At 68.9% G+C, this 26145-nt stretch carries 23 protein-coding genes; 9 read left to right on the top strand and 14 right to left on the bottom strand.

Going from position 1 to position 26145, the window contains the following annotated elements; all coding sequences use genetic code 11:
- Nucleotides 1-57: 57 nt before the first annotated feature.
- A complete protein-coding gene (locus tag LQ566_RS10050; protein ID WP_231091550.1) occupies nucleotides 58-2106 on the top strand; it encodes an acyltransferase family protein in 2049 nt (682 codons plus the stop codon).
- Nucleotides 2107-2137: 31 nt separating this feature from the next.
- On the opposite strand, the gene LQ566_RS10045 is transcribed toward LQ566_RS10050, so the two are convergent.
- From LQ566_RS10045 to rpsL, 6 genes are all read right to left on the bottom strand, one after another.
- Nucleotides 2138-2923, bottom strand: a complete 786-nt coding sequence (locus LQ566_RS10045; RefSeq protein WP_231091549.1) for a PaaX family transcriptional regulator — start codon at nucleotides 2921-2923, stop codon at nucleotides 2138-2140.
- On the bottom strand, nucleotides 2920-3402 hold the full coding sequence (locus tag LQ566_RS10040) for a YqeB family protein (RefSeq protein ID WP_231091548.1): 483 nt from the start codon (nucleotides 3400-3402) through the stop codon (nucleotides 2920-2922). The genes LQ566_RS10045 and LQ566_RS10040 overlap by 4 nt, the downstream gene beginning before the upstream one ends.
- A gap of 173 nt (nucleotides 3403-3575) precedes the next feature.
- Nucleotides 3576-4769, bottom strand: coding sequence for an elongation factor Tu (gene tuf, locus LQ566_RS10035; protein ID WP_231091547.1), 1194 nt, complete (start codon nucleotides 4767-4769; stop codon nucleotides 3576-3578).
- A gap of 161 nt (nucleotides 4770-4930) precedes the next feature.
- Nucleotides 4931-7045 carry an elongation factor G gene (gene fusA, locus LQ566_RS10030; protein WP_308070805.1) on the bottom strand — a complete coding sequence of 705 codons (2115 nt, stop codon included), beginning with the start codon at nucleotides 7043-7045 and terminating at the stop codon, nucleotides 4931-4933.
- Nucleotides 7046-7123: 78 nt separating this feature from the next.
- Complete coding sequence (rpsG, locus tag LQ566_RS10025) at nucleotides 7124-7594, bottom strand: 30S ribosomal protein S7 (RefSeq protein WP_231091546.1); 471 nt, start codon at nucleotides 7592-7594, stop codon at nucleotides 7124-7126.
- Between the two features lie 5 nt (nucleotides 7595-7599).
- Nucleotides 7600-7968, bottom strand: coding sequence for a 30S ribosomal protein S12 (gene rpsL / locus LQ566_RS10020; protein WP_231091545.1), 369 nt, complete (start codon nucleotides 7966-7968; stop codon nucleotides 7600-7602).
- Between the two features lie 379 nt (nucleotides 7969-8347).
- Here rpsL and LQ566_RS10015 point away from each other — a divergent pair, with 379 nt between their 5' ends.
- From LQ566_RS10015 to LQ566_RS09995, 5 genes are read left to right on the top strand one after another with little or no spacing between them, the layout of a single operon-like run.
- Entirely contained in the window at nucleotides 8348-8680 is a 333-nt protein-coding gene (locus LQ566_RS10015; protein ID WP_231091544.1) for a hypothetical protein, read from the top strand.
- Nucleotides 8677-10305: a hypothetical protein gene (locus tag LQ566_RS10010; RefSeq protein WP_231091543.1), complete on the top strand. Its 1629-nt coding sequence runs from the start codon at nucleotides 8677-8679 to the stop codon at nucleotides 10303-10305. The genes LQ566_RS10015 and LQ566_RS10010 overlap by 4 nt, the downstream gene beginning before the upstream one ends.
- Nucleotides 10302-10787, top strand: coding sequence for a hypothetical protein (locus LQ566_RS10005; protein ID WP_231091542.1), 486 nt, complete (start codon nucleotides 10302-10304; stop codon nucleotides 10785-10787). The genes LQ566_RS10010 and LQ566_RS10005 overlap by 4 nt, the downstream gene beginning before the upstream one ends.
- Nucleotides 10788-10789: 2 nt before the next feature.
- Nucleotides 10790-11161, top strand: coding sequence for a YbaB/EbfC family nucleoid-associated protein (locus LQ566_RS10000; protein WP_231091541.1), 372 nt, complete (start codon nucleotides 10790-10792; stop codon nucleotides 11159-11161).
- Complete coding sequence (locus tag LQ566_RS09995) at nucleotides 11151-11444, top strand: hypothetical protein (RefSeq protein ID WP_231091540.1); 294 nt, start codon at nucleotides 11151-11153, stop codon at nucleotides 11442-11444. The genes LQ566_RS10000 and LQ566_RS09995 overlap by 11 nt, the downstream gene beginning before the upstream one ends.
- 2 nt (nucleotides 11445-11446) lie before the next feature.
- Here the strand turns inward: LQ566_RS09995 and LQ566_RS09990 are convergent, their stop codons facing one another.
- The 5 genes from LQ566_RS09990 to LQ566_RS09970 form a co-directional block, all read right to left on the bottom strand.
- Entirely contained in the window at nucleotides 11447-12757 is a 1311-nt protein-coding gene (locus LQ566_RS09990) for a S8 family peptidase (RefSeq protein ID WP_231091539.1), read from the bottom strand.
- Between the two features lie 10 nt (nucleotides 12758-12767).
- Nucleotides 12768-14198 (bottom strand): hypothetical protein, encoded by a 1431-nt coding sequence (locus LQ566_RS09985; RefSeq protein WP_231091538.1) that lies wholly within the window; start codon nucleotides 14196-14198, stop codon nucleotides 12768-12770.
- Nucleotides 14199-14287: 89 nt separating this feature from the next.
- The gene (locus LQ566_RS09980) at nucleotides 14288-14758 is read right to left on the bottom strand and encodes a hypothetical protein (protein ID WP_231091537.1); all 471 of its coding nucleotides are present in this window, start codon (nucleotides 14756-14758) and stop codon (nucleotides 14288-14290) included.
- 127 nt (nucleotides 14759-14885) lie between these two features.
- On the bottom strand, nucleotides 14886-15176 hold the full coding sequence (locus tag LQ566_RS09975) for a WXG100 family type VII secretion target (RefSeq protein ID WP_231091536.1): 291 nt from the start codon (nucleotides 15174-15176) through the stop codon (nucleotides 14886-14888).
- Nucleotides 15177-15208: 32 nt separating this feature from the next.
- Nucleotides 15209-15520: a WXG100 family type VII secretion target gene (locus LQ566_RS09970; protein WP_231091535.1), complete on the bottom strand. Its 312-nt coding sequence runs from the start codon at nucleotides 15518-15520 to the stop codon at nucleotides 15209-15211.
- A 333-nt stretch (nucleotides 15521-15853) separates the two neighbouring features.
- On the opposite strand from LQ566_RS09970, the gene eccD reads away from it, so the two are divergent.
- The 3 genes from eccD to LQ566_RS09955 are packed head-to-tail and all read left to right on the top strand — an operon-like array spanning nucleotide 15854 to nucleotide 19829.
- A complete protein-coding gene (eccD, locus tag LQ566_RS09965; RefSeq protein WP_231091534.1) occupies nucleotides 15854-17197 on the top strand; it encodes a type VII secretion integral membrane protein EccD in 1344 nt (447 codons plus the stop codon).
- Between the two features lie 2 nt (nucleotides 17198-17199).
- Nucleotides 17200-18525, top strand: a complete 1326-nt coding sequence (gene eccB / locus LQ566_RS09960) for a type VII secretion protein EccB (RefSeq protein WP_231091533.1) — start codon at nucleotides 17200-17202, stop codon at nucleotides 18523-18525.
- The gene (locus tag LQ566_RS09955) at nucleotides 18522-19829 is read left to right on the top strand and encodes a S8 family serine peptidase (RefSeq protein WP_231091532.1); all 1308 of its coding nucleotides are present in this window, start codon (nucleotides 18522-18524) and stop codon (nucleotides 19827-19829) included. The genes eccB and LQ566_RS09955 overlap by 4 nt, the downstream gene beginning before the upstream one ends.
- A gap of 33 nt (nucleotides 19830-19862) precedes the next feature.
- Here LQ566_RS09955 and LQ566_RS17660 read toward each other — a convergent pair whose 3' ends face one another.
- Genes LQ566_RS17660 through LQ566_RS09940 form a run of 3 tightly spaced genes read right to left on the bottom strand, consistent with a single transcriptional unit; the run spans nucleotide 19863 to nucleotide 26142 of the window.
- On the bottom strand, nucleotides 19863-20789 hold the full coding sequence (locus LQ566_RS17660; protein WP_231091531.1) for an FHA domain-containing protein: 927 nt from the start codon (nucleotides 20787-20789) through the stop codon (nucleotides 19863-19865).
- On the bottom strand, nucleotides 20786-24760 hold the full coding sequence (gene eccCa, locus LQ566_RS09945) for a type VII secretion protein EccCa (protein ID WP_231091530.1): 3975 nt from the start codon (nucleotides 24758-24760) through the stop codon (nucleotides 20786-20788). The genes LQ566_RS17660 and eccCa overlap by 4 nt, the downstream gene beginning before the upstream one ends.
- On the bottom strand, nucleotides 24757-26142 hold the full coding sequence (locus LQ566_RS09940; protein ID WP_231091529.1) for an RDD family protein: 1386 nt from the start codon (nucleotides 26140-26142) through the stop codon (nucleotides 24757-24759). Before LQ566_RS09940 ends, eccCa begins: the two co-directional genes overlap by 4 nt.
- Between the last annotated feature and the right edge of the window lie 3 nt (nucleotides 26143-26145).

Below are 26145 nucleotides of genomic sequence, written 5' to 3'. Positions count from 1 at the left end.
CTGGGACCAGATGCAACCCCCTCGCAAAGCGAAGCGGGCCGGGCTAGCGTGAAAGGGATGCGGCAACGTCGAGACATTCAGGGTCTGCGGGCGCTCGCCGTGGGACTGGTGGTCATCTTCCACCTCTTCCCCAGCGTGCTCACCGGCGGATACATCGGCGTCGACGTGTTCTTCGTGATCTCGGGCTATCTCATCACGGGCCATCTCGACCGTGAGCTCGACCGGCACGGACGGATCCGTCTGGGCGAGTTCTGGGCACGACGGATCCGGCGGCTGCTGCCGGCCGCGCTCCTGGTCATGGCGGTGTCGGCCGTCGGCGCGCTGCTGCTGATCCCGCGAACGCTCCTGCCGCAGAACCTGACCGAGATCACCGCCGCTGCGGGGTACGTTCTCAACTGGGTGCTGGCCGCCTCATCCGTGGACTACCTGTCCAGCGATGCGCCGGCATCCGTTGCGCAGCACTACTGGTCGCTCTCGGTCGAGGAGCAGTTCTACATCGTGTGGCCGCTGCTGCTGACCGCCGCCGTCCTCGTCGGCGTGCGCCTGCTGGGGCGAAGCCGGCGCACGGCCCTCACCGCGGTCATCGGACTGGTCTTCGCCGCCTCGCTGGCCGCCTCGATCGTGCAGACGGCACTCTCCCCCGCCCCCGCATACTTCGTCACCACCACGCGGGCGTGGGAGTTCGCCGCGGGCGCGCTCGTCGCCCTGCTTCCCGCACTCGGCGCGCGTCTTGGTGCATCCGTTCGCCTGATCGCCTCCTGGGTGGCGCTGGTCGCGGTCCTCGCGTGCGGGGTGTTCTTCACCGCGAGCACACCCTTCCCCGGAGCCATCGCGCTGATCCCCGTGGTGGCGACGGCGCTCCTGCTCTGGCTGGGAGATGACGACCACGCCCTCGCCCCGCAACGGCTGTCGCATCCGGCTGCGGTGCAGTTCGTCGGGGATGCGAGCTACTCGCTCTACCTCTGGCACTGGCCGATCATCGTGCTGGCGGCCGCAGCGATCGGCCGGCCCCTGGATCCCCTCCTCGCCCTGGCCGCGGGCGCACTGACCGTCGCCCTGGCGTGGGCCACGATGCGGTGGGTGGAACAGCCCATCCGCCGCGCCCCCGGCCTGCTGGCGCGGCGACTGCCCACCTACGCGGGTGCCGCAGCGGCGATGGCGGCCGTCATCGCGCTGGCCCTCTCCCCCCTCGGCGTGCTGCGAGCCGAGGATCAGGCCGCCGCCGCCACGATCGCGGAGCTGGAGCGCGACGCGAGCGGCTGCTTCGGCGCGTACGCGCTGCTCAACGACTGCGACGATCCGTACGCGCTCACCGATACGGTGAATCCCACCCTCACCCAATCCGGCGGCTTCGGCCTGCGTTCCGGGGACGGAGAGGAGTGTGACTGGGCGACCATCGCAGATCGTTCCGAGATGAGCTGCGATCTCGGCGTCCCCGCCGCGGAAGCCACCGAGCGGCTGGCGTTCATCGGCGACTCGCATGCCGATCAGTACGCGCTGCCCCTGGCCCTCGCCGCCCGCGAGCACGACTGGAGCGTGCTGGTGCGCACCCGCGGCTCGTGCACTCCGCTCGCCCCGGTGGGGGTGGCGGCCGAAGACGCCACCGCTTCACAGGCGGAGGCGTGCGATCGGTGGACGATCGACGTCCTCGACGAAGTCGTCTCCGACACCGAGGTGGACACCGTCATCGTTGCGGGTCGGTATGAGCTTCAGCCCGACAGCACAGAGAACGCACACGAGGTCATGGAGCGGTTGCAGGATGCGGGCAAGTCGGTGATCTTCATCGCGGACCTTCCCGGCACCGCCCACGAGTGGGGCGCGACGGACACCATGGAGAGCGCACCGAGTTGCGTGGAGCGCGAGTGGCGCGATGACGCCTGCGCCTGGGAGCCCGCCCCGCACACCGACTGGGCCCAGACAGCGGCGTACGAGGCCGGCGCGACGATCATCGATCCGTCGACGCTCCTGTGCCAGGAGGGGCGCTGCCACATCGTGGTGGGCGGGACCATCGTCTTCGCCGACTCCCACCACATCTCGCGCGCCTTCGCGCGAACGCTCACCGGCTGGTTCGGCGATCAGATCTCCGGCGCCCTCGCGCGCTCTTAGTTCAACTCTCGAAGTAAAAAGGCGCGCGAACTCAGTCGATGTTCTGCCCCAGCGCGGACCACACCGAGAGGAACCGCCGGCGGACCTCACTGGGGCGCCACGGCTTCGTGCGGAGCTCGGGTGGCAGGAGCGGGTCGGCTGCGAGTGCCTGTCCGAACGCTTCGCGCAGGGGAATCGCAGCTGCCAGCGTCATGACCTGATCGTCCGGTGACGGGATCACCGACGCCGACAGCTCGCGCTCGAGCGGTTCGTATGCAGCGAGTGTCCCCGACGCCGGCCACAGACGCTCGGCGACCATCTGCGCATCCGTCACGCCGCCGACGCTCAACCGATCCGACTCCGCGACGATCAGCCGGCGAGGGGTGTCTCCTTCCCCGAGAAGAAGCGACAGCTCCTCCCCCAGATCGTGCGGCGTGACATAGAGGCCGGGGATCAGGACGGACGCCCCCAGTCGCTGCAGCGTGGCCCGAAGCGCATCGCGCTCCGAGCGCGCCGACTCCGGAACGGAGAACCCGTACATCCGCCATCGCCCGTCCCAGACGACGTCACCATCATCCTGCGCGAAGGCGAACCTCAGGAGCCGGTCGTCGAGTCGCGCGCTGGCCTCTGACTCGCTCGTCCGCTCCACCCTGCCCGCACGCCCACGGCCGATCTGCTTCAGCTCCCCGGCCGCCTGCATTCGCCGAATAGCGAGCCGCACCGTCTGCTCAGTCAGTCCCAGCGCAAGCCCCACGTCGTACACCACATCCAGTGGCGCCACACCATCAGCCCGGAAGCATCCCTCGATCAGCGTGCGCGGGGAGATCGCGATACTCACGAGGTCACGACGCCTTCCCAGGGATACCCGTGATGCGTGAACGCCGCAGCGATGACTCGTCGTCCACCCTCCACATCGTCATCGAACAGCACTCGCCCCTCCGGCGACTCGATGCGCACCTTCCCCCCGTGGCGATACACCCCGCCCACCTGAGCGCGTTCGACCACGCGAGCGTCGTCACCCTCGCGAATGACGATCCGCTCGTCACTGATCGTCAGTCGCGCACTGTGGTACGTGAGGAGGAAGGCCACCACCAGCCCCACGATCCCGAGCACCACCGGCCGGCCCAGCACCATCAGCGGCGCATCGAACGAGCCCAGAAACGTGAGGTACTCCATGAACGGGATCGGCCATGACGATGCGATCCGCAGCACACCGGGCAGCACCCAGCCGAGTGCCGCACCACCAGCTCCGCACACCACCCAGATGAGCACCTTGGTACCGAGGGCCATCTCCAGCACGGTCTCTTGCGTCCGCACGCTCAGCTCCTTATCTATCGTTACAGCTACGATCGTAGCAGCAACGATATATAAGGGCTGAGCGTGCGAGATCCGACTCATGCGCCGCATGCCGGGCCTGTGCTTCCCGCGCCAGACAGAACGAAACCCCCCTGGTTTCCCAGGGGGGTTTCGTCAGAACTCAGTAACCGAAATTACTTGATGATCTTGGTGACGGTACCGGCACCGACCGTACGACCACCCTCACGGATGGCGAAGCCGAGGCCCTCCTCCATAGCGATCGGCTGGATCAGCACGACCGTCATGTCGGTGGTGTCGCCGGGCATGACCATCTCGGTGCCCTCGGGCAGCGTGATGACGCCGGTGACGTCGGTGGTACGGAAGTAGAACTGCGGGCGGTAGTTCGTGAAGAACGGGTTGTGGCGGCCACCCTCGTCCTTGGACAGGATGTACGCGGTGCCCTCGAACTCGGTGTGCGGGGTGACCGAACCGGGCTGAACGACAACCTGGCCACGCTCGACGTCGTCACGCTTGGTGCCGCGGAGGAGCAGACCACAGTTCTCGCCGGCCCAGGCCTCGTCGAGCTGCTTGTGGAACATCTCGATACCCGTGACCGTGGTCTTCTGCGTCGGACGGATACCGACGATCTCGACCTCGGAGTTGATCTTCAGCGTGCCACGCTCGGCGCGACCCGTGACGACCGTTCCACGACCGGTGATGGTGAAGACGTCCTCAACAGGCATGAGGAACGGCTTGTCACGGTCACGCTCGGGGTCCGGCACGGAGTCGTCGACGGCCTGCATGAGCTCGAGGATGGCCTCGGTCCACTTCTCGTCACCCTCAAGGGCCTTCAGAGCGGAGACGCGAACAACCGGAGCGTTGTCGCCGTCGAAGCCCTGCGACGAGAGAAGCTCGCGAACCTCGAGCTCGACGAGCTCCAGGATCTCCTCGTCGTCAACCGCGTCAGACTTGTTCAGCGCGACGAGCAGGTACGGAACGCCGACCTGCTTGGCGAGCAGAACGTGCTCACGGGTCTGAGCCATCGGGCCGTCGGTGGCGGCGACCACGAGGATGGCGCCGTCCATCTGAGCAGCACCGGTGATCATGTTCTTGACGTAGTCAGCGTGACCCGGGGCGTCGACGTGCGCGTAGTGGCGCTTCGGGGTCTCGTACTCGATGTGCGAGATGTTGATCGTGATACCGCGCTGACGCTCCTCCGGAGCCGAGTCGATCGACGCGAAGTCGCGCTGAACGTTCGTGTCCGACGGGTACTTGTCAGCGAGCACCTTCGAGATCGCGGCAGACAGCGTGGTCTTGCCGTGGTCGACGTGACCGATCGTACCGATGTTGACGTGCGGCTTGGTCCGCTCGAACTTGGCCTTAGCCACTGGGTCCTCCTCAGGACATTCGTGTAGGGATTCCGGGCACTGGATTGCGACCGGCTCGCTACAGGGGTTGATTTCAGTGTAGTGGAGACAGCGTCTCCGAGTCTGTGAAGTTGTAAGCCAGCAGGCTCCGGGGGCGGCGGATGCCGCCCCCGATCAGGCGATTACTCGCCCTTAGCCTTCTGAACGATCTCTTCCGCGACGTTCTTGGGAACCTCGGCGTAGGAGTTGAACTCCATCGAGTAGACGGCGCGACCCGAGGTCTTCGAGCGCAGGTCACCGATGTAGCCGAACATCTCCGACAGCGGAACCTGGGCACGGATGACCTTGACGCCCTGGGCGTCCTCCATCGACTGGATCTGGCCACGACGCGAGTTCAGGTCACCGATGACGTCACCCATGTACTCCTCCGGAGTACGGACCTCAACGGCCATGATCGGCTCGAGGATGATGGGGTTGGCGCGGCGAGCCGCCTCCTTGAAGCCCATCGATCCGGCGATCTTGAACGCCATCTCGGACGAGTCGACATCGTGCGATGCACCATCGACGAGGGTGGCCTTGACGCCCACCATCGGGTAACCGGCGAGGACACCGACGTTCATCGCGTCCTGGAAGCCCTGGTTGGTGGGCTCGATGTACTCGCGCGGGATACGACCACCGGTGACGGCGTTGACGAACTCGTACGTCTTGTCGCCCTCGACCTCAAGCGGCTCGATGTTGAACTGGATCTTCGCGAACTGACCGGAACCACCGGTCTGCTTCTTGTGCGTGTAGTCGTGCTTCTCGACGGCCTTGCGGATCGTCTCGCGGTAAGCCACCTGCGGCTTGCCGACGTTGGCCTCGACCTTGAACTCGCGCTTCATGCGGTCCACGAGGATGTCCAGGTGCAGCTCGCCCATTCCCTTGATGAGGGTCTGGCCGGTCTCCTGGATCTGCTCGACGCGGAACGTCGGGTCCTCTTCGGCGAGCTTCTGGATAGCGGTACCCAGCTTCTCCTGGTCGGCCTTCGTCTTGGGCTCGATGGCGACCTCGATCACCGGCTCCGGGAAGGTCATCGACTCGAGCACGACCTGTGCCGACGGGTCGCTCAGGGTGTCACCGGTGGTGGTGTCCTTGAGGCCGATGACGGCGTAGATGTGACCGGCGGTCATCGACTCGACCGGCATCTCCTTGTTGGCGTGCATCTGGAAGATCTTGCCGATGCGCTCCTTCTTGCCCTTGGTCGAGTTGATGACCTGGGCACCCGAGTCGAGGTGACCCGAGTAGACGCGCACGTAGGTGAGACGACCGAAGAACGGGTGCACGGCGATCTTGAAGGCCAGGGCCGCGAACGGCTCGTCCTTCGAGGGCTTGCGCTCGATGACGATCTCTTCGTCCTTCGGGTCGTGCGCCTCGACGGCGGGCACGTCCAGCGGGGACGGGAGGAAGTCGACCACGGCGTCCAGCATCGGCTGCACACCACGGTTCTTGAAGGCGGAGCCACACAGAACCGGGTACAGCTCGCCGGCGATCGTCAGCTGGCGGATGCCGGCCTTGATCTCGTCGATGGTGAGCTCCTCGCCACCGAAGTACTTCTCCATGAGCTCGTCGCTGGTCTCGGCGACGGTCTCGAGGATGACGGTGCGGTACTCGTTGGCCTTCTCGACCAGGTCCGCCGGGATCTCCTCGATCTCGTACTTGGCGCCCATGGTGACATCACCCTTGGCGTCGCCGGGCCACACCAGAGCGCGCATGTTGATCAGGTCGACGACACCGACGAAGTCGCTCTCGGAACCGATCGGCAGCTGCAGCACGAGCGGCTTGGCCTTCAGGCGGTTGACGATCGTGTCGACGGTGAAGTAGAAGTCGGCACCGAGCTTGTCCATCTTGTTGACGAAGCAGATGCGGGGGACGTCGTACTTGTCCGCCTGACGCCACACGGTCTCGGACTGGGGCTCGACGCCCTCCTTGCCGTCGAACACGGCGACCGCACCGTCGAGAACGCGGAGCGAGCGCTCCACCTCGACCGTGAAGTCCACGTGACCGGGGGTGTCGATGATGTTGATCTGCGTGCCGTTCCAGAAGCACGTCACAGCAGCAGAGGTGATCGTGATGCCACGCTCCTGCTCCTGCTCCATCCAGTCGGTGGTCGCGCCACCGTCGTGGGTCTCGCCGATCTTGTGGTTGACGCCCGTGTAGAACAGGATGCGCTCGGTCGTCGTCGTCTTGCCGGCATCGATGTGGGCCATGATGCCGATGTTGCGGACCTTCTTGAGGTCGGTGAGCACTTCTTGTGCCACGGGGTCTTCCTTACGTGAAGTGTGCGATCAGGATCCGCTCCGCCCGGGCGCAGGGCCCGAGCGGAGCGGAAGGGCTCATTACCAGCGGTAGTGAGCGAAGGCGCGGTTCGACTCGGCCATCTTGTGGGTGTCTTCGCGGCGCTTGACCGCGGCACCCAGGCCGTTCGAGGCGTCGAGGATCTCGTTGCGCAGGCGCTCGGTCATCGTCTTCTCACGACGACCCTTCGCGTACGACACGAGCCAGCGCAGCGCCAGCGTGTTGGCACGGTGAGGCTTGACCTCGACCGGAACCTGGTAGGTCGAGCCACCGACACGGCGGCTGCGGACCTCGAGGGTGGGACGGACGTTGTCGAGCGCCTTCTTGAGCGTTGCGACGGCGTCCTGGCCGCTCTTCTCCTCGACACCCGCGAGGGCGCCGTAGACGATCGACTCGGCGAGCGACTTCTTGCCGTCGACGAGGATCTTGTTCACGAGCGACGTGACGATCGGTGCGCCGTAAACCGGGTCGTTGACAACCGGGCGCTTGGGGGCGGGACCCTTACGAGGCATTGGTATCAGCCCTTCTTCGCGCCGTAGCGGGAACGAGCCTGCTTACGGTTCTTCACGGCCTGGGTGTCGAGCGCACCACGGACGATCTTGTAACGGACACCGGGGAGGTCCTTCACACGACCACCACGAACGAGCACCATCGAGTGCTCCTGGAGGTTGTGGCCCTCACCGGGGATGTACGCGGTGACCTCGGTCCCGTTGGAGAGCTTCACACGAGCGACCTTGCGCATCGCCGAGTTCGGCTTCTTCGGGGTGGTGGTGTACACACGGGTGCACACGCCGCGCTGCTGCGGGTTCGACTTCAGAGCGGGAGCCTTGGTCTTGCTGACCTTCGGCGACCGTCCCTTGCGAACCAACTGCTGAATAGTTGGCACTTCTTCTCCTTGTTTGCTGCACGGTGACAGCGTCGTGTTCTCGTCCCCCGCAGTGAGGAGATTTCTCTCCGTGTCGAAGGGGCTTCACGTTCATCCACGGGCGCGGCAGACTGGCTGCCCTGCTGATGTGGATATGCCGTGGGGGTGACCGGATCGCCGGTCGTTCCCGAGAGCGTGACCCCGTAGCCCGCTCATCCGTGCCGAGGCACGGTCGAACGCGCGCGCGGACGCACACCCGATCAACTATACGCGCTCCGGGAGCCACCGGGCAACGCGCCCGGGTTCCTGAGAGGCTATTCCGCTGCAGGCGGATCACGTGGGAAAGTGAATGTGCTGAGCGCACAGGTGCTTGGCACACGGGCGTCAGGGGGACACCGAGATGACAGCAGGAGGCGGCGGCGTCGCCGGGCGGACCACGATCATCCTTGATGCGGAGGTGCTCACCGCACAGTCGCGGTCACTCGCCGCGCATGCGGCGATGATCACGAAGGCATCGTCCGCGGCGGGTACGCGGATGCCGGGAAGCGCCTTCGGCCAGATGAACGGCTATCTCCCGGGCCCGATCAATGACCTCGCCGGCCGTGCGGATGACCTGCTGTCGGCGGTCAGCACGATGCTCGACAAGATGCGGGAGGGCGTCGACGGCGTGTTCGATGCGTTCAGCAACATCGAGGAGGCGGCGGCCGCCAAGATCGCGGAGCTGGAGCCGTGAGCGACGCCACCGCGGTCGCCGCACGACTGCGCGGCGGCGACTGGTGCGGCGGGATGCCGACCAGCGGCGGAGACGGCTGCGCTTCCATCCCCGGTCTCGTCGGCTGGGCATTGCGATACGTCCAGCCGTTGCAGGACTGGTTCGACGAGCTGCTGGGAGATCCCTCGGCGGTGGTCGCGTTCGCCGGCGACTGGGAGCGGATCGCCAACTACGCTCAGGCGGTGTCGGGCCAGCTGAGCTCCGATCGCGCTCGCCTGGACGCTCTGGACGGCCGGTCCGTCCGAAAGCTCCGCGAGCGCTACGACGATCTGGCCCCCGTGGTCCGGGACGCCTGCGAGTGGTCATCGGCGACCGCGGCCGCACTGCGGCTGGCATCGACCATCGTGGCGGCGACCCGGGAGTTCATCTGCAGCATGCTGACGGCGGCGGCCAAGCTGTGGGATGCCATGTTCGACGGCAATCCGCTGGACTTCTGGAACGACCTGCGAGAGTTCGCGGACGCCGTCTGGGAGCTGGTGCAGGCGGGGAAGAACCTCGTCGACCGCTTGATCACGGCACTCGGCGAGCTGGTCACGCTCATCGTGGCCCTCATTCCCATCCTCCAGGAGGCGCTGGACCGGCTCCGGCAGATCATCGGCGAGATGATCCCGCCGCTCGCGACCGGGCTGGGGGGCCTGCTGGGCGGCCCGCTCGGCGGAATCCTCGGCAACTTGCTCGGCAGTGCAGCCGGCGATCTGCTGCAGGACGACCGCGACGTCGAGGAGCTCGATCCGGATCAGCTCTCCCCCGACCGCCAGCGCGCGTATCAGGAGCTCATGGATCACGGCGGGATCTCCTCCCCCGTCGACCTCCTCGACCAGAACCGTCTGATCGACGAGATCAGCGGGGGCGACGGCACCGCGATCAGCGTGCAGACGGTGCGCCGGCCCGACGGCTCGGAGTACACGCTCGTGAACCTGCCGTCGACGTTGGACTGGGGCCTCCTCAAGAGCGTCATGGGCGACGCCGCCTGGAAGGATCTGCTGAAGGACTACGGCCCGGTCAACGATCTCGACTCCAACATCGCCCTGGTGATGATGGAGAACCCCTGGCTCAAGACCCAGTACGAGCGAGCCGTGCTGAACACGCTGCACGACGCCGGCGTCGCGCCCGGCTCGGACGTGGTGTGGTCCGGGTTCAGCCAGGGCGGCATCATGGCGGGCAACCTCGGATCCGACCCCTCCAGCGGCTACAACACGATCGGCATCGTCACCAACGGCTCCCCGACGGATCACTACAACATCCCGAGCAACATCCCGGTGCTTCAGGTGGAGCACGAGGGCGACGTGGTCCCGAAGCTCGACGGCGACCCCAACGGTCCCGCAAACCCCGACCCGCGACTGATGCAGCTGCAGTTCAACCCGCCGAAGCCGACCGTCCCGGACAACATTGACTGGATCCTCCGGCCCACGCCCACCGGTGCGGTCGACGAGAACGGTCAGCCGATCGATCATCCCGAGCACAACGCCGGGACGTACCGTGACACGTTGCGCGACTACATCAACGGCGGCGGCACGTTCAAGAACGACTGGTCGTTCCTCAACGGCGAGATCACCGACACCTACGTAGGACAGACCCACGAATGAGACGCTCCGCCCGTATCGCCACCGCGCTCGTGTTGATCGGCGCGGCTTCCGCGGCTCTCGTCGCCTGCATGCCGGGAGCGGGCACTGACCATGCCTCGCACTCGGCGGCGTCCTCTCGTGACGAGGTGGTCGCCGAGATCCAGCGGGCTCTGGTCGACTCCGGTGAGTTCGACGAGGTGACGGTCTCCCGGGGCGATCTCACCGTGGGCTGGGACCTCGACGTGGCAGTGAGCACGGAGGAATCGCTCACGGGGGAACAGCTGGATCTCATGCTGCGCACGACCGGGGAGCGCATCTCGGAGACGGACATCGCCTCGGTGACGTTCCTGCACACCCCGCCCGGCACGGTGCTGGGTGACAACATCCATGTAGCGGCACGAAGCGTCGATCTGGTCGACAAGCTCGCCCGCAATGGCGCTGCGCTGGTGATGTGGCGTGACGAGGTCGTCAACTACGCGAACGCACGCGGATCGGAAGGATGAGCATGACGGATTACGCAGCCGAGGTCGAGGCGGCTCGAGCGAAGGTGCAGCAGCAGTTCGACGCGGCGCGCACGCGCCACGCCCTGCTCCGCTCCGCGATCGACGGGGCCGAGGGGGCGACCGGTACCGCCCGATCCTCCCGCGGCGAGGTGACCGTCGTCGCCGGAGCGGACGGGACGATCCGATCGGTCGTGTTCGCCGACACGCACGTTCCCGCCACCACGCTCGGTCCCCTCGTCACCCGGACCATCGCTGAGGCTCAGCAGGCCGCACGGGAGGCCGCGGCCGATCGCATCGCCGAGGCGGTCGGCGACGACGCCTCGATCGTCACGCAGCTGCGCGCCCCGCGCGGGGGTGATGACCGTGTTCGATGAACTGAAGGTGGACGTCGGGGCGATCATCGATCAGGCGGTCGCGATGGAGAAGGGCGCGGAGTCGCTCTATCAGGCCTCCACCACGCTCCTGGAGAAGCTCCGCGCGCTTCAGGCGAACACCTCCGGCGGCGCATCGAATGCGGCCGTCACGATGACGCTGGACACGATCGCCAAGATCGAGGCCCGCGCCGGAAAGCTCACCCGCAACGCGAAGGTGACGCGCGAGCTCGCCGCCCTCTACGACAAAGCCGATCGCGAGGGGGCGCGGGCCTTCGGTCCCTGATCTCAGGGCGCCGGCGTGCGGCGCGTCCGAGTGGCGACCACGATCACCACGACGATCACGACGGCGAGAACACCCACGCCGCCGCCGATCAGCCACGGCAGGGCAGCCGACATCGCGCCGGTGGACCCTGCTGCCGGCGGAGCGTCCGTTCCCGGAGTCGATCCGGTATCGGTCTGTCCGGCACCCGGCGACGCGGAGGGCTCCTGCGACGACGTCGGAGTCCCGCCGGCAGCGGCGACGTCCGCAGCCGTCGGAACGCCCAGAGGGTTGTCCATCAACGGATTCTCATCCGGCAGCGTCGTCGGATCGGTCGCCAGCAGGTTGCGCAGCGACACCGCACCGTAGCCGTATCCACCCGTCTCGTCGCGTGGCTTGCCGAGCCGGGCCTGTGCGGTGGAGGAGATCAGCGCCTGGATCAGCTGATTGCCCGTCGCGGCCGGGTACTTCTGAGCGAGCAGCGCCAGCGAACCGGCCACGAGCGGTGCGGCGTTGGACGAGCCGGTGGACAGCGAGTAGCCCTCCCAGCCATCAGCGTTGCCGAGGCCGAGAATGCCGATGCCGGGGGCCACGACGGTGACGCTGGGGACGATCACGGGGGTCACCCCGTCCGGATCCGTCTGTTGCGCACCGTCACGGCCGACGGCTGCCGTCGAGACGACACCGTTGTAGGTGTACGGCGACACGAGGTTCGTCTCGACGTTGTGGTTCGGCGACGACGTGACGATGACCACGCCCTTGGCCAGAGCCTCCGCCACGACCGCGGCATCGGCCTCGGGGGCTTCGCTCTGTCCCATCGACACCGACACGATCCGGTTGCCGTCCCGGACGGCCCGCAGCACGGCGTCCATGATGCTGGTACGCCCGTCCGGACCGTCGACGCACTCGTCCGGCCCGGCCGAGTAGAAGGTGACGTCGGCGTCGGGAGCGATGCCGCGCATCGGGTACTCTCCGACGGGTCGTGCGACGAGGAGCGCGACCATGCCCGTGCCGTGGCGGGCTCCGTCCGAGGACACTTCGGACACGGGGTCTCCCCCGGCAGCACAACTCGTTCCCGGGCTCACGGTGAGGTTCGCGCCCTGGAACGGTCCGAGGTTGGGGTTGATCGCCGTGTCGACCACGGCGATCTTCACCCCCGCCCCCGTGAGACCTTCGGCTCGCGCCTCATCGACGTGCATGCCGTTGTACCACCAGTTCGGGTCCTCCTGCTCGGCCGAAGCCGCCGAGCCGGCGCACACCGACATCATCACGGCCAGGCCGAACGCGACGAGCGCCTGCAGGGCCCTCGCCCGGGGACGAGTGCTGCTCGTCTTCACCACCTGCACGTCAGATATCGCGTCCGCCGGCACCGGCGGCTTCAGACCGGGGCGTCGGGTCCTCGTCGCCATCGAGCTGCGGTGCGCGCAGCCCCGCCAGGCCCGGACGTGACTTCTTCTCGGCAGCACCGCCGCCGCCAGCGCCACCCATCATTCCCATCGCGCCTCCCGCTCGGCCGCCGGCGGCGCCGGCACCCGCAGCGGACCCGGCACCGCTGCTGCCGAGCAGGCCGCCGCCGAGTCCCGGGCCTCCGGTCTGCATGAGCTTTGCGCCCGCCAGCGAGACGGCGCCACCGGCACCGCCCAGGAGCGCGGCCGAACCCGCACCGCCGCCGAGGCCGCCGAGGCTCGTCGATCCGCTGCCGCCGAGGCCGCCGACTCCCAGCCCGCCGCCGACGCGGGTCGTGCCCGTTCCCCAGCCGTGCGAGCCACCGCCCATCGAGGAGTCCGGCGTGAGCGCGCCGTTCGGACCGCGACCACCCCAGGTGCTCGGGTCGTTGGGGTCATAGCCGTCGGGCAGGTAGCCGGTCGGATCCGGGTTTCGAGGCCCATCGGGGCCCCAGGGGCCGTTGTCGTCCGGACTCCACGGGTCGGGGCCGTTGCCATCGGGACCACCCGGCCCGTCGCCGCCCGGGCCCGGAGGGCACACCGGCGGTTCGGGGTAGTCGGGGTCGTTCGGGAAGGTCGGGTTCGTACCCGGGAAATCATTGTCGTTGTCGTCGCGCGGCGGATCGTACGTCACACCCGGCGGCAGATCCACACCCGGGTTGTCATTGGCACCGGGATAGGTGCCGAATGATCCGCCGGGGACGGAGCCGCCTGTGCCGGGACCGCCTGTACCGGGGACCCCCTCACCAGGGGGCGGCCACGCCTCGTCGCTGCGCTGACGCGACCGGGACGCAATGCGTGGCTCCCCGCCGAGGCTCGCCGCTTCGGTGTCCATGACCGCGCTGACGGCCTGCACCCCTTCCCGAGCGCGCGCACTGCGCTGCGAGGCAAGCAGGTCGTTGACGGTGCCCACGACACCCTCGGCCACCACGAAGGAGAACGGCCCGAGCGTCCAGGTCGATCCGACCGTGGCTCCGCGCAGCAGCCCTTCCTGCCACCACTCGAGCTTCTCCGGGTACCCCGAGTCGAGATCATCCACGTAGCGTTGCGCGGTGGCCTGGCGCTGAGCGTTCGCCTGGTCCACGGCGGTCATGATCCGGGTGACGTCGTCCTTGAGGGTCAGGGCGTCACGGGCGTCCTCGCCGAAAGCGGTGACGGCGGCCTCGGCCGCAGTCCCCTGAAGCCCGTCATTGGTCGCTCCACCGAGGGCCGTGTTGATCTCATCCAGAGCGGCAGCGATCTCGCGGGCGTTCGGGAGCGTGATGTTGGCCTCTCCCGAGGCGAGCCGCCGCAGCTCACTCTCCCAGTCGGTGCGTCCGACACGTCGTTCCACAGCTAGTCCTTCTTCCGATATACCGAGCGCGAAGCCGGTGAGTCTGGTGCGAGCCCCGGCTCACCAGAGCCTGCTGGGCCGCGGGAGACTCAGGCGTACTCGTCGCGGGTGTTGTCCTGGTTCGAGCCGCCTGCAGCCGGCTGCGCGCTGCCGCCGTCGGCTGCGGGTGCGGGGGTGAGGGCGGCACCGCCGGCGCCGGCGCCCGTTCCGACGGGTGCGCCGGTGGCTTCACCGATCTGGCCGAGCAGCTGCTGTCCAACCTGCCCGGCAGCCGAGTCCGTGTTCATCAGATCGGTGACGGCGGCCTGCAGGTTCTGGATGTTCAGATTGACGTTGGAGTTGAAGTTCTGTGCGTCGGAGCTGCGGTTCTGCAGATCTGCACGCAACTTCGCCACGAACTGGCTCATCGCCCCGATGTCTGAGCCGCCCTCGAACCGCGAGATGCTGCTCGCCATCTGGGCGAGATCGGTGTTTCCGCCGTTCCCGTCCATCGCGCGCCACAGGCGCTTGACACCGGCCGCGACGGCGTCTGGGTCGACGCTGATCTTCGGACCGCTCATGATTCCCCCTCGATCACTGATTCTTGTCGGCGGAGTCCCGCCATCGGAAGTGATGAACGGGACGGAGCGAAAGCTCCGTCCCGCTCAATGGGGTCCGCCCGGGGGCAGACCGGTGGGTGTCCCGAGATCAGATCTCGAAACGGCCCTTCGACTTGCGGTCGCTCTGCAGGTAGTCGCCCTTGATGGCGTCGGTCTGCTGACCGATCTGCAGCAGCAGCGTGTTCATCTGGTTGATCGAACGCGACCACGCAGCGTGAGCGGTGTCGTACGCGACCTGCGCGTCACCCTCCCACGAAGCACGCAGCTGCGAAACCTTTGCGTCCAGGTTCTCGAGCGCCTGGTTGATGGCCTTACCGCGCTGGCCGATGTCCGACGACAGCTGCTCCAGCGCGGCCGGGTTGACGGAGAAAGAGTCCATGATCGTCAATATCCTTCGAGTGTCCGGGAAGCTCAGGCGAGAGTCGCGCCCAGGCCGCCAATGATCTGCTGGTTCGACTCGTCGGTCGCCGCCTGGTCCGAAGCCGTACCGCGCAGCGCACCCTCCAGCGTCACGAGGACCTGGTTGATCTTGCGGGCCTCGGCCTCCCACCGCTCCACGAGCGAGAAGTACTGGTTCGCCGCAGGACCCGTCCACAACGGACGCGTCGCGCCGGCGGCGCCATCAACAGCGCGCACGTTCTGCGCGATGCTCGCGTTCGTGTCATTCACCGCGTTCGCACCAGCGAGTAGCGCACCCGCCTCAGCAGAAATCTTCTCAGCCACAACACACCTCCATATCATTCATGCCAGTGCAGAGCGTTCGCCGCTGCACTCACAGCCCCCCCTTAATGAACCGCGCGAGCGCGGAAGAGGCCATTAATTGACAGGGCCGACGATAGATCCCCTCCGGCGTGGCTGCAACTCCCCTCGCGCGCGGATGTCGCCCGGGGTCACCTCGCGGCCGGAGATTCCGCGGCGCGGCATGTTCGTGAGAACTTTCCAATGTCCACGCCCGCCGGGGACTGATGCTCATCGGATCACGCCGACTACAGTTGTGGATGTATGCCCGCGCGAGACGAGTAGGTGCGCGCGGGAGATCACTCGGGAGGGGGCCAGGTGAGCGCGACACGCACGTCGACGACGCCGATCGTCCGCGTCACGGTGCAGAGCGAAGGACGCCGTCTGGATGTGACGGTTCCCCGCCAGGTGCCACTCATCGAGATCATGCCGGGCTTCGCCCGCAGCCTCGGTGTTCTCGACCCCACGATGACCTCGTCGGGCTACGTTCTGCAGGCCGCAGACGGCACGCCGCTCGATCCCGCTCGCACGCTGGCAGATCTGGACATCTCCGACGGCGATGTGCTCTCCCTCAGTCGTGGCGCGTTCGTCGCCACCCCGCGCGTCTACGACGACATCGTCGAAGCGGTGCTGGACGTCACCGGCGAGCAGCGTGGCTGGAGCGCTCGCGACAACGCGCGCACGGCACTCGCCGTCAGCCTGGCGTTCCTCGCCGTATGTGCGGTGCTGCTGCTGCCGAGCGGGCGTGGCGTCACCCTCAACATCATCGTCGCGGTGATCGGCGCCATCGTGCTGCTGGCCACGACGGCGTTCCTGGCGCGGCTGCGTCAGCCCGAATCAGGTGCGGCGATGGGCGTCGCGGCGGCCGCCTTCGGCGCGGTGGCCGGCTATCTCGCGGTGCCCGCCGATGCGAACCTCTGGGGCTGGCCGCTCGCGGCGGCGGGAGCCGGCGCCGTCGTGGTGGGCGCGGCCGCGCTCGCTCTGAGCCCCCACCGCCCGGTCGTGCAGTACGTTCCGATCGTCACCGGCGCGGCCGTCGCGCTGCCCGCGCTGTCGGCCGGGCTGCTTCCCACCGCCGCCACATCGTCCTACACGATGATGATCGCTGTCGCCGGCGCCCTGGCGAATGCGCTGCCCTGGCTGGCACTGTCCACCACCCAGCTGCGCGTGATCTCACCGATGACGGATGCGGAGATCTTCGCCGACGCCCCCGTCATCGACGGCGGGGACGTGCAGCGCCGCGCGTCCGCCGGACACCGCTCACTCACCGCGCTGCGCACCGCGCTGGGGCTTGCCATGCTGGCTGCGACGCCCGTGGTGGCCGCAGACAACCCGTGGTCCGTGCTGCTGTGTGCACTGGCGTTCGCCGGTCTCATGTTCCCGGCACGGATGAGCTACTCCCGTGCTCACGTCCTCGTTCTGCTGGCGCTCGGCTCCGCAGGCATCGCTCTCACCTGCCTGGTGGGCGCGCTCACGCAGCCCGCCCTGGTTCCCGTGATCGTGACGGCACTCGCCGCCACCGCGGCGGCCACCATCGTCCTCACCCTGCTCGCCCCCGGCGCGCGGCTTCGCCTCGCACGCCTGTCCGACACCATCGAGATCATCGTGCTGGCACTGGTGCTGCCGGTGGGCCTGGTGGCGTCGGGCCTGCTGGGGAGCTGATCGTGGCGAGCAAGAGCGAGCTGCTCGACGCCCAGAACTTCTCCCGGCGGCGCCTGCTCACCGCCTTCGTGAGCGGCGCACCCGGTGGCAAGGAGCTGGAGCCGGCGAAGCCCCTGCGCGGCGTCATCGCCGGCGTCGTGCTGTCCATCGCCGTTCTGCTGGTGGGCTGGTTCCTGAGCTTCAACGTCAAGGCCCTGCCAGAGGACTGGGGCACCGGGAAGCTCATCATCGACACCACCACCGGGTCGCGCTACGTGACCGCGGACAACACCCTGCACCCGGTGCTCAACATCGCCAGCGCCCGCCTGCTGCTGTCCGCCGAGGCATCCGCCGATCCGATCGAGGCCTCGGGCAGTCTGCTGGTGGGCAAGCCCGTCGGCACCACGGTCGGCATCCCCGGCGCACCGGACACGATGCCCACACCCGACCAGCTCATCAACACCGCCTGGACCGCCTGCATCGCCGACGACACCGGTGGTGTGGCAACGAGCATCGACAGCTCGCCGATCGCCGAGGCCGCCGCCGCAGGAACGGCGATCGTGGCCCGCGCGGAGAAGACGCAGTGGGTGGTCGCCGGCGGCACCCGCTTCCAGCTTCCCAAGAACGACGTGGACGGTCTGCTGCGCGACATCGGTCTCGGATCGGCGCCCCGGGTCGAGGTCTCCACGAACTGGCTGAACCTGTTCGCCCTCGGCTCCCCGCTCACGCCCACCAGCGTCCGCGACGCGGGTCGCTCACTCGTCGGCAGCGACCTGAAGGTGGGCGATGTGGTCCACACCACCATCACGGATTCGGATGCCCGCTACCTCGTGATGTCCGACGGCAGCCTCGCGGAGCTCACCCCGTTCGGACTCGCGCTGTATCAGCACGGGCCCACGTACTCCCCCGAGCGCAACTACGACGTAGACGCTCCTCAGGTCGCGAGCCTGCCCACGTCGGCCGAGCCCGCGCAACCGCAGGACTGGCCCGTCACCGCCCTCGCCCCCGCTGCGGGAACCCCGTGTGCGCTGGCGCAGACCAACGGCGAGGTGGCTCAGACGGTGCTGGCCACAGCTGCGGCAGACGCAGAGCTGTCCGCGGGCACGACGGTCGAGCCGAGCATGGGAGCCCTCGTCGCCGTCGCGGGGGCCGACGAGGGCGCGGCGTCCCTCCTCATGCTGATCGACCCCACCGCCACGCAGTACGCCATCCCCGGCGCCGACGACGAGCTGCTCGCGCAGCTGGGGTACACGAGCGGGGACATCGGACACGCGACACCGGAGTGGATGGCGCTGTTCGACAGCGGCCCCGCCCTGACCCGCGCCGCCGCCGGCGCCACCAGCGGATGATCACCGGACGATCGGCACGCCGGCTGGTGTGCGCGCTCACCCTGACCGCCGGAACCATCCTCACCGGCGTGTCACCGGCGCTGAGCGCCACGGCGGGCTCGACTGCGGTGGTGGTGCCCGACGCCGCCTCAGCCGATTCCTGCGTCAGCGGGGCGCCCGCGTTCAGTCCGGCACCGCCGGCGGCGCTGTCGCTGCTTCAGGCCGAACGCGCCTGGAAGATCACCCGGGGCGGCGGGGTGCTCGTCGCCATCGTGGACTCCGGCATCAACGCCTCCGATCCTCGTCTGGCCTCGCGCATGGCGGGCGGGGTGAATCTCGTCAACGACGGAACCGACCCGAACGGGTACACCGACATCCTCGGCCACGGCACCGCGATCGCCGGCATCATCGCCGCGCAGCCCGATCGTCGCTCCGCCCTCGTCGGGCTGGCGCCCGACGTCCGTCTGTACTCCGTGCGCGTCTACGCCACGACCGGCGAAGAGGCCGATAAGGCCGGCGTCGGGCCCGACGTGCTGCGCCTCGCCGCCGGCATCCGGGCCGCAGCCGACTCGGGTGCGCAGATCATCAACGTCTCGATGTCCACGCCGTTCTTCTCCCCGGAGATCGACGAAGCGGTGTCCTACGCGCAGCGCAAGGGGGCGCTGCTGGTCGCCAGCGGCGGAAACGTGGAGGCCTCCGACACCGAGATCACGATCGGCAGCACGCAGGCCGACGCGGCCGATGAGCGCTACCCGGCCGGATCCCCCGGCGTGCTCGGGGTGACGGCGACCTCCGTTCCCGGCGACGCCGTGACCGATGCCAGCATCCACGGAGCACACATCGCGCTGGCCGCACCCGGACAGGGCGTCCTCACTCTGGGCCTCAACACCGGAGACTGCTTCTTCAACGATGACCCCAAGTCCAGCTGGTCGACCGCGTACGCCAGCGCCGCCGCGGCGCTGGTCGCGGCCGCATACCCGCGGGAGACGCGCGAGGAGTGGGCGTACCGTCTGACCGCGACGGCGCTTCGCGGTGATCCGGATGCGCGCGACGATCAGGCCGGCTGGGGCATCGTCCAGCCGGCGGCCGCACTCGCGCTGCTGCCCGGGCCCGACACCCGCGGACCCGTCAGCCCGTTCGTCCCCCAGCAGGAGGCATCCGAGACGCCGGCACCCGAGACGATCGTCATCGCGGGCCCGAGCGACCAGCACGAGCGCGACATGACGCGTGTCGTGTTGATCGCGGTCCTCAGCGCCGGGGCGCTCGGCTTCGTGGGCGTGATCTCGATCGCCCGGAACCGGCGGGAGCGCCAGCGCGCCGAGTGAGCGCCGGGCCAGAGGGGATGGGCGACGGTCCGCTCAGCCGTCAATCGGTCGGATCATCCCGCGCACACCGCCGAGCTGGAACTCGCCGACGACGGGTACGCACGCTCCCGCCGCCAGCCGGGCCGGGGCACCGCCCTGCACCGAGGTGATCACGCCGTTCGTCGAGTGCAGATCGGTGATGAACCAGAGGTCCCCGGAACGGGTGAGTTCCGCATGGCTCTTCGACAGCTGCCCGGAGCCGTCCACCAGCGCCAGCAACTGAACGTCTGCGCTGTCGGATCGCGGCGCTCGGCCCACGATCACGCGACGCCCGTCGAGCGGATGGTGAGAGCCGTCCGACAGCACCAGCTCATATCCGATCGCGCGGGAGCGGTTCACGGTTTCGGCCGCGGGAATCGCGTCGGGGGTCATCGGCGCCGGCGCGGCGGGCGCCATCGGGGCCAGCTGCTCCACGGGCATCACCCCGGTCAGGGGGACCCCACGCACTCCGGGCTCTGCGCCGGTGCTCCAAGCCCCCTCCACCGTGCGGCGACGCCTCCGCGGACCCGCTGCCGGAGCGGGCTCCCGCGAGCGCAGAACACGGGAGGGCTCAGGCGCCGGCATCGCATCGACCGTGCCGCCGCCGGCGCGGACGGCCGCCAGGATCGACCAGACGACGGGCACCAGGGCACCGAGGATCGCGAGCGCGGGACCCCATCCCCACCGCAGGCCGATGCGGTAGAGGGCGCGCCCCTTCACCCACAGCGCATAGAGGGACACCGGAGGGATTGGCAGGAGCCCCGCAACGTAGGCACCCTCCTGCCCCATCCGCAGCAGCTCGGCATCGCGGACGAACGGAATCCAGCCACGCCAGCGCTCGCGACCGAGTCGCGCGAAGAGCACGCTGGTGGCCGCGCCATCGGCGATGCCGACCAGCAGCAGCGTTCCTCCGACGCTGACGAGGACGAGCGGATCGATCACGTCGACCGGGGTGGCTGGTAGGCCAGCTGGGCGGAGAAGATGCCGTGGTCCCTGCTGGAGACCTGCGCGCGTCCGGGAGCCGAGGGCACGGGCTTCAGACGGCCGATGAGCTGGCCTTCCTCGGGGTTGCCGCCGAGGAGGATACCCGTGACGCCCAGGTCGGTGAAGCGCTGCAGGATGGGGTCGAACGCGGCACGCGCGGCACCACCCGTGCGACGCACCACGATGAGGTGGAGCCCGATGTCGGCCGCCTGCGCGAGCAAGGGCTGCAGCACGGCGATCGGATTGCCCTGACTGGTGGCGACGAGGTCGTAGTCGTCGACGAGGATGTAGCCCTCCGACCCGGTCCACCACGACCTGTTGCGCAGCTGCTCAGCCGTGACATCCGGCCCCGGCAGACGGGACTGGAACAGCGCGGCGAGCTCCCCCATGCCCTGCATCGTCATCTCATGCGAGGTGAGGTAGCCCCCGAGGAACTCCTCGGGGATCTCGCCGAGATTGGCACGACGGTAGTCGACGAAGAACAGCTTGGCCTTGCGGTCGGGGTGCAGCCGCATGACCTCGTGCGCAATGCCGCGCAGGAACGAGGACTTGCCCATTCCCGCGTCGCCGTAGAGGTAGAGGTGGGATTCGGTGCGCAGATCGACGCCGAACGGTGCGAGCGCGGACTCCTCGATGCCCAGCAGCGTGCGGGTGTCGCCCTCCCCCGCGATGCTGCGAACCTGATCCAGCGTGACCAGCGTGGGAAGCAGGCGCAGCTTCGGACCCTGCGGACCCCGCCAGGCGGCCGTCGTCCGGGCGACGAGATCGTCGACGCCGTCCATCAGGGTGTTGGGGTCCCCCGACGAGTCGATGCGCGGCAGTGCGACCAGCGCGTGCAGCTTCTGCGGTGTGAGCGCGTGTCCGGGAGAGGACGGCGGCACGTTGACGGCCACCTTGCGGTCGATCTCGCTGTCGGACGGGTCTCCGAGACGCAACTCGATCCGGCTCTGCAGCGAGTCCTTGATGTTCGCGCGGACCTCCAGCCACCGGTTGGCGGTGAGCACGACGTGGATGCCGAAGCCCAGGCCTCGCGCCGCGATCGCCTGGATGCGCGGTTCCAGGTTCTCGAACTCCGCGCGCAGGGTTCCCCAGCCGTCGATGAGCAGGAAGACGTCGCCGAAGCCGTCGTCCACACGTCCCTCGGCCCGGCGCCGGCGGTAGGTGTTCATGGAGTCCACGCCGTTGTCGCGGAAGAAGACCTCCCGCGCGTTCAGCACGGACTCGACCTCCGCCACGATCCGGCGGATGGCCTCTTCGTCGGTGCGCATCGCGACACCCGCCATGTGCGGCAGATCCCGGAGGCTGACGAAGCTGCCACCGCCGAAATCGAGGACGTAGAACTGCACCTCCAACGGTGTCGCGGTGAGGGCGAGGGAGGCGGTGAGCATGCGCAGCAGCGTCGACTTGCCGCTCAGTGGGCCGCCGACGACAGCGAGGTTTCCGCCCGCGCCGGCGAGGGAGAGCACGAGCTGCTCGCGGCGCTGCTCGAGGGGCACGTCCACCACGCCGACCGGAACCTCCAGGGGACCGCGCGCACGCCACGACGGCGACACCAGGCCGAGGTCGGGATCGACGACGAGATCCGGCATGAGCTCGTCCAGCGATGCAGGAACCTTGAGCGGCGGCAGCCAGACGCGGTGCGCGAGCGGGCCGCGACCGGCCATGCGCGACACGGCGATGTCGATGGTGGAGCGCTCTTCCTTCGGAGCCTCCGACGGGGCGACGGGAGCCACCTCTTCGGAGTCCTCCTCCGGCTGCCACTGCGGGCGAGCGGTGAAGGCCATGATCTCCAGGGCGCTCTCACGTGCTTCAGCCGGGGTGCCGCCGTGCCGCATCCGGGTCTTCGGCGGGCCCGAGACGTAGGCGGCACGGAACTGCGTCATCGTCTCCTGGTCGCTCTTGAGATAGCCGACACCCGGCTCCTGCGGCAGGGTGTAGGCGTCGGGCACGCCGAGCACCGTGCGCGACTCCGCCGCGGAGAAGGTGCGCAGACCCACGCGATACGACAGGTAGGTGTCCAGGCCCCGGAGCTTGCCCTCCTCGAGCCGCTGCGATGCCAGCAGCAGGTGGATCTGGAGGGAGCGGCCGACACGGCCGATGTTGATGAAGCTCTCCACGAACTCCGGCTTGGCCGCCAGCAGCTCGGAGAACTCGTCGGCGATGATCAGCAGCGCGGGCAGCGGCTCCAGGTCGGTACGACCGCCGCGGCGTGCCTTCTCGTAGTCGTTCACGTTGGCGAAGTTCCCGGCGGCGCGCAGCAGCTCCTGACGGCGCACCACTTCACCCGTGAGCGCGTCCTGGAAGCGGTCCACGAGACCCGTCTCGCTGCCGAGGTTGGTGATGATCGCCGAGACGTGCGGCATGTCGGCCATGCCGGCGAAGGTGGCACCACCCTTGAAGTCCACGAGCACCATGTTGAGCTGCTCGGGCGAATGCGTGAGCGTGAGTGCGAGCACGAGGGTGCGCAGCACCTCGGACTTTCCGGAACCGGTGGCTCCGATGAGCACACCGTGCGGTCCGGAGCCCTGCTCCGCCGCTTCCTTGATGTCGAGGTAGATGGGAGCGCCCTCGGTGGTCTGCCCGATCGGTACGCGCAAGCGATCCCGCTTGGGCCGGCGCTGCCAGGCCTGATCGAAATCGATCTCGCGCACATCGGGCAGGCCGAGGAGATCCACCAGCTCGGCCTGACCGCTGATCTGGGCGGCCCCGCCGTCCGTCTGGGCGACCTCCATGGTGCGAAGCGGCAGCAGGCGGCGGGCCGTGGCCTCCGCAAGCACGACGGAGAGGTCGTCGGCGACGAGCCACTCGGACTTCTGCCGCACGCGCACCAGCTCCGAACGACGGTCCTTGGCATCCTTGGCCGGGAGCGCGATGCGCAGCACGTCCGGATTCTCCAGCGCGTCCCACCGCGTCGGCAGGTCCACCACCGTGATGCCGGCGACGGGATCCAGCCCGACAAGCGGATCGGCACGCGGGACCGGGACGCCGTCGGTCACGATCAGCACGTGCCGGCCCGCTGCACCGGCGGTGCCGAATCGCGGGGCGTCGGCGAGGTCCGCCGGCAGCAGCTCACGCAGCTCCTCGAAGGAGGACGTCACCATGCGCACGGGGCCGATGCGATCGCTGACGCGGGTGGAGGCTGCATGCGGCAGCCATTTCACCCAGTCCCACTCACCCAGCTGCGCGTCGGAGGTGACGACGGCGATGATCAGGTCGTCCGGATCGTGCAGCGCCGCCTGTCCCACGACGATGGCACGGGCGAGACCGCGTACCGCGTCCTCGTCCAGCCCTACGAGCTCCACCCGGGAGTAGTCGCTCAAGCGAATGGTGGCGGGCAGGGACCGCTGCATCTCGTGGGTGAGCATGAACCGGTGAGCCGCAGACGCCGCGACCGGATCCAGCTGTGCCAGGGGCGGCAGATCCGGAGCCTCCAGCGTGATGCACAGCGGCTGGTCATTGGTCCCGAGCCGTGCGAGCAGGAAGTCGCTGTCGGTTCGCGAGCGCTCCCACACCCGGATGCCGTCCTCCACCAGGAAGGTCAGCGTACTCGGGTCGGGAGAGGTCCAGTTGGCGTTGCGGCGCTGCTGGTCGGCGGCCGTGCGAACCGTGGTGCGCAGCTCCCCCAGGTAGGCGAGATACTCGCGACGTGCCGCCAGCACCTCGGCGTTGTGCTGCGAGCGCTGGCGCAGGCCGTTGATGACGACGAATCCCACCGCCGACAGCAGGAACATGCCGCCGGTGATGTAGCTGCGCGGCTCGTTCGGCGCCATGCTGATGACCATCACGACGGCGCCGAGCGAGGCGAGCATCGGCAGCATCGACTGCAGGAGGCCGGCCCCGCCCTCGCTCTCCTTCAGCTCGGGCGGAGCCTCCATCGGGATCTTCCCGCTGGGAACTCGAGGCGGGGCGAGTCGGGAGCCGCGGCTCATGAGTCCTCCTCCATCAGTCGGCTGATCGAGAACCACCGATCGCCCATGCGGACACGCACGCCGTCATCGACCGCCACCCGCTCGCCGGCGCGCAGCGGCGTCGCCGTGCCGTCCTCGCGAATGAGCGAGGTGCCGTTGGTGGAGCCGAGATCGGTGACCCAGGCGCCGGATCGCGCCTGCTCGAGGCGGACGTGGTTCTTCGAGATCGTTCGTGACGGGTCGTCCACGCGTACCGTGAGGTCGCCTTCGACCGAAGCGCTCGGCGTGCGTCCGAGATTGGCGACGGCGCGGGCCGGCAGCAGCTCGCGCTGGCCCGTGTCGAAGATCAGCAGGACCCCGCCCGGCACCACGCGACCGGTGGCCTCCAGGGCGCCCATGCCTTCGCCGCGCACGGCGACGGGGATCGCGTCCTGCTGCTGCGCTGCGGAGCCGGCCGGTGCCCCCGTGACGCCGCCCGTGGTCGACCCGGAGCCCCCCGTGGTGGCCCCGGTGGTCTCCAGCGCGGCGAACCCGGCGTCCGCCACCGGCACGGGGTTCGCGGAGCGCGCGCTCGGGAGTTCGGAGGTGACCGCGGTGCGGGCAGCACGGTCCGGGAGGGCGACCACGACGGTGCCCGCCGCGCGATCGCCCAGAGACCGCCGGCGGCCCGTTCGATCGGCGAGCGCGGTCAGCTCCACGCCCCAGGCGCCGACGACGGCGACGAGGCCGCCGGCCAGTGTGGTGAGTCCGCGAACCACCGAGCGTCCGAGCCCGGGCGATCGCGGAGCGTGCTCCTGAGCGACGCGCATGCGCATCAGCAGCTTGCCCGCGGTGGCACCGGTGCGCGCCTCGATCACCACGAAGATCACGGCGACCTCCGCCGCGACGACTGTTCCGAGGATCCACGAACCTGTGAGCCAGGCGGTCACTGCTCCGGCGAGTGCGATCAGGACGGCGTCGATGGTCAGAGCTGCGAGGCGGCGACCGATCCCGGCGGGGCGCCCCGCGAACTCGGCTCCCAGCGGGTCGTCGAGGTTGATCTCGGGTCGCGTCGCCGCCTCCGCGCGTGCGGGGCTCGCCGGTTCGGGCAGGCGGCGGGTCCGGGTGCGGGTGTGCGCACGAGCGGCGCCCGGTGCGGGAGCCGACGGCTCGACCGCCGGGGCGGGCACGACCGGTTCCTGCGTCCAGGATCGAGCGGGCTGCGGAGTCTGCACGGGCCGCACCTGCACGGGCGTGGGCGGTGGCGATGCGGGCTGCGGCCCCCGTGTGAGCGGCGGCTGCGACGGCTGCCCGCCGGCAGGGATCACCGCGGGCGCGCCCTGCTGCGGTGCCCGGCAGTGGGGGCACACCGCAGCGTCGGCGGGCATCGGCCTGCCACACGCCCAGCACAGCTTCTCAGCCATCAG

Source organism: Microbacterium nymphoidis (assembly GCF_021044885.1).
Taxonomy (GTDB): domain Bacteria; phylum Actinomycetota; class Actinomycetes; order Actinomycetales; family Microbacteriaceae; genus Microbacterium; species Microbacterium nymphoidis.
The sequence above is the reverse complement of the archived record's forward strand: the minus strand, read 5'-3'. Positions and strand labels throughout refer to the sequence as shown.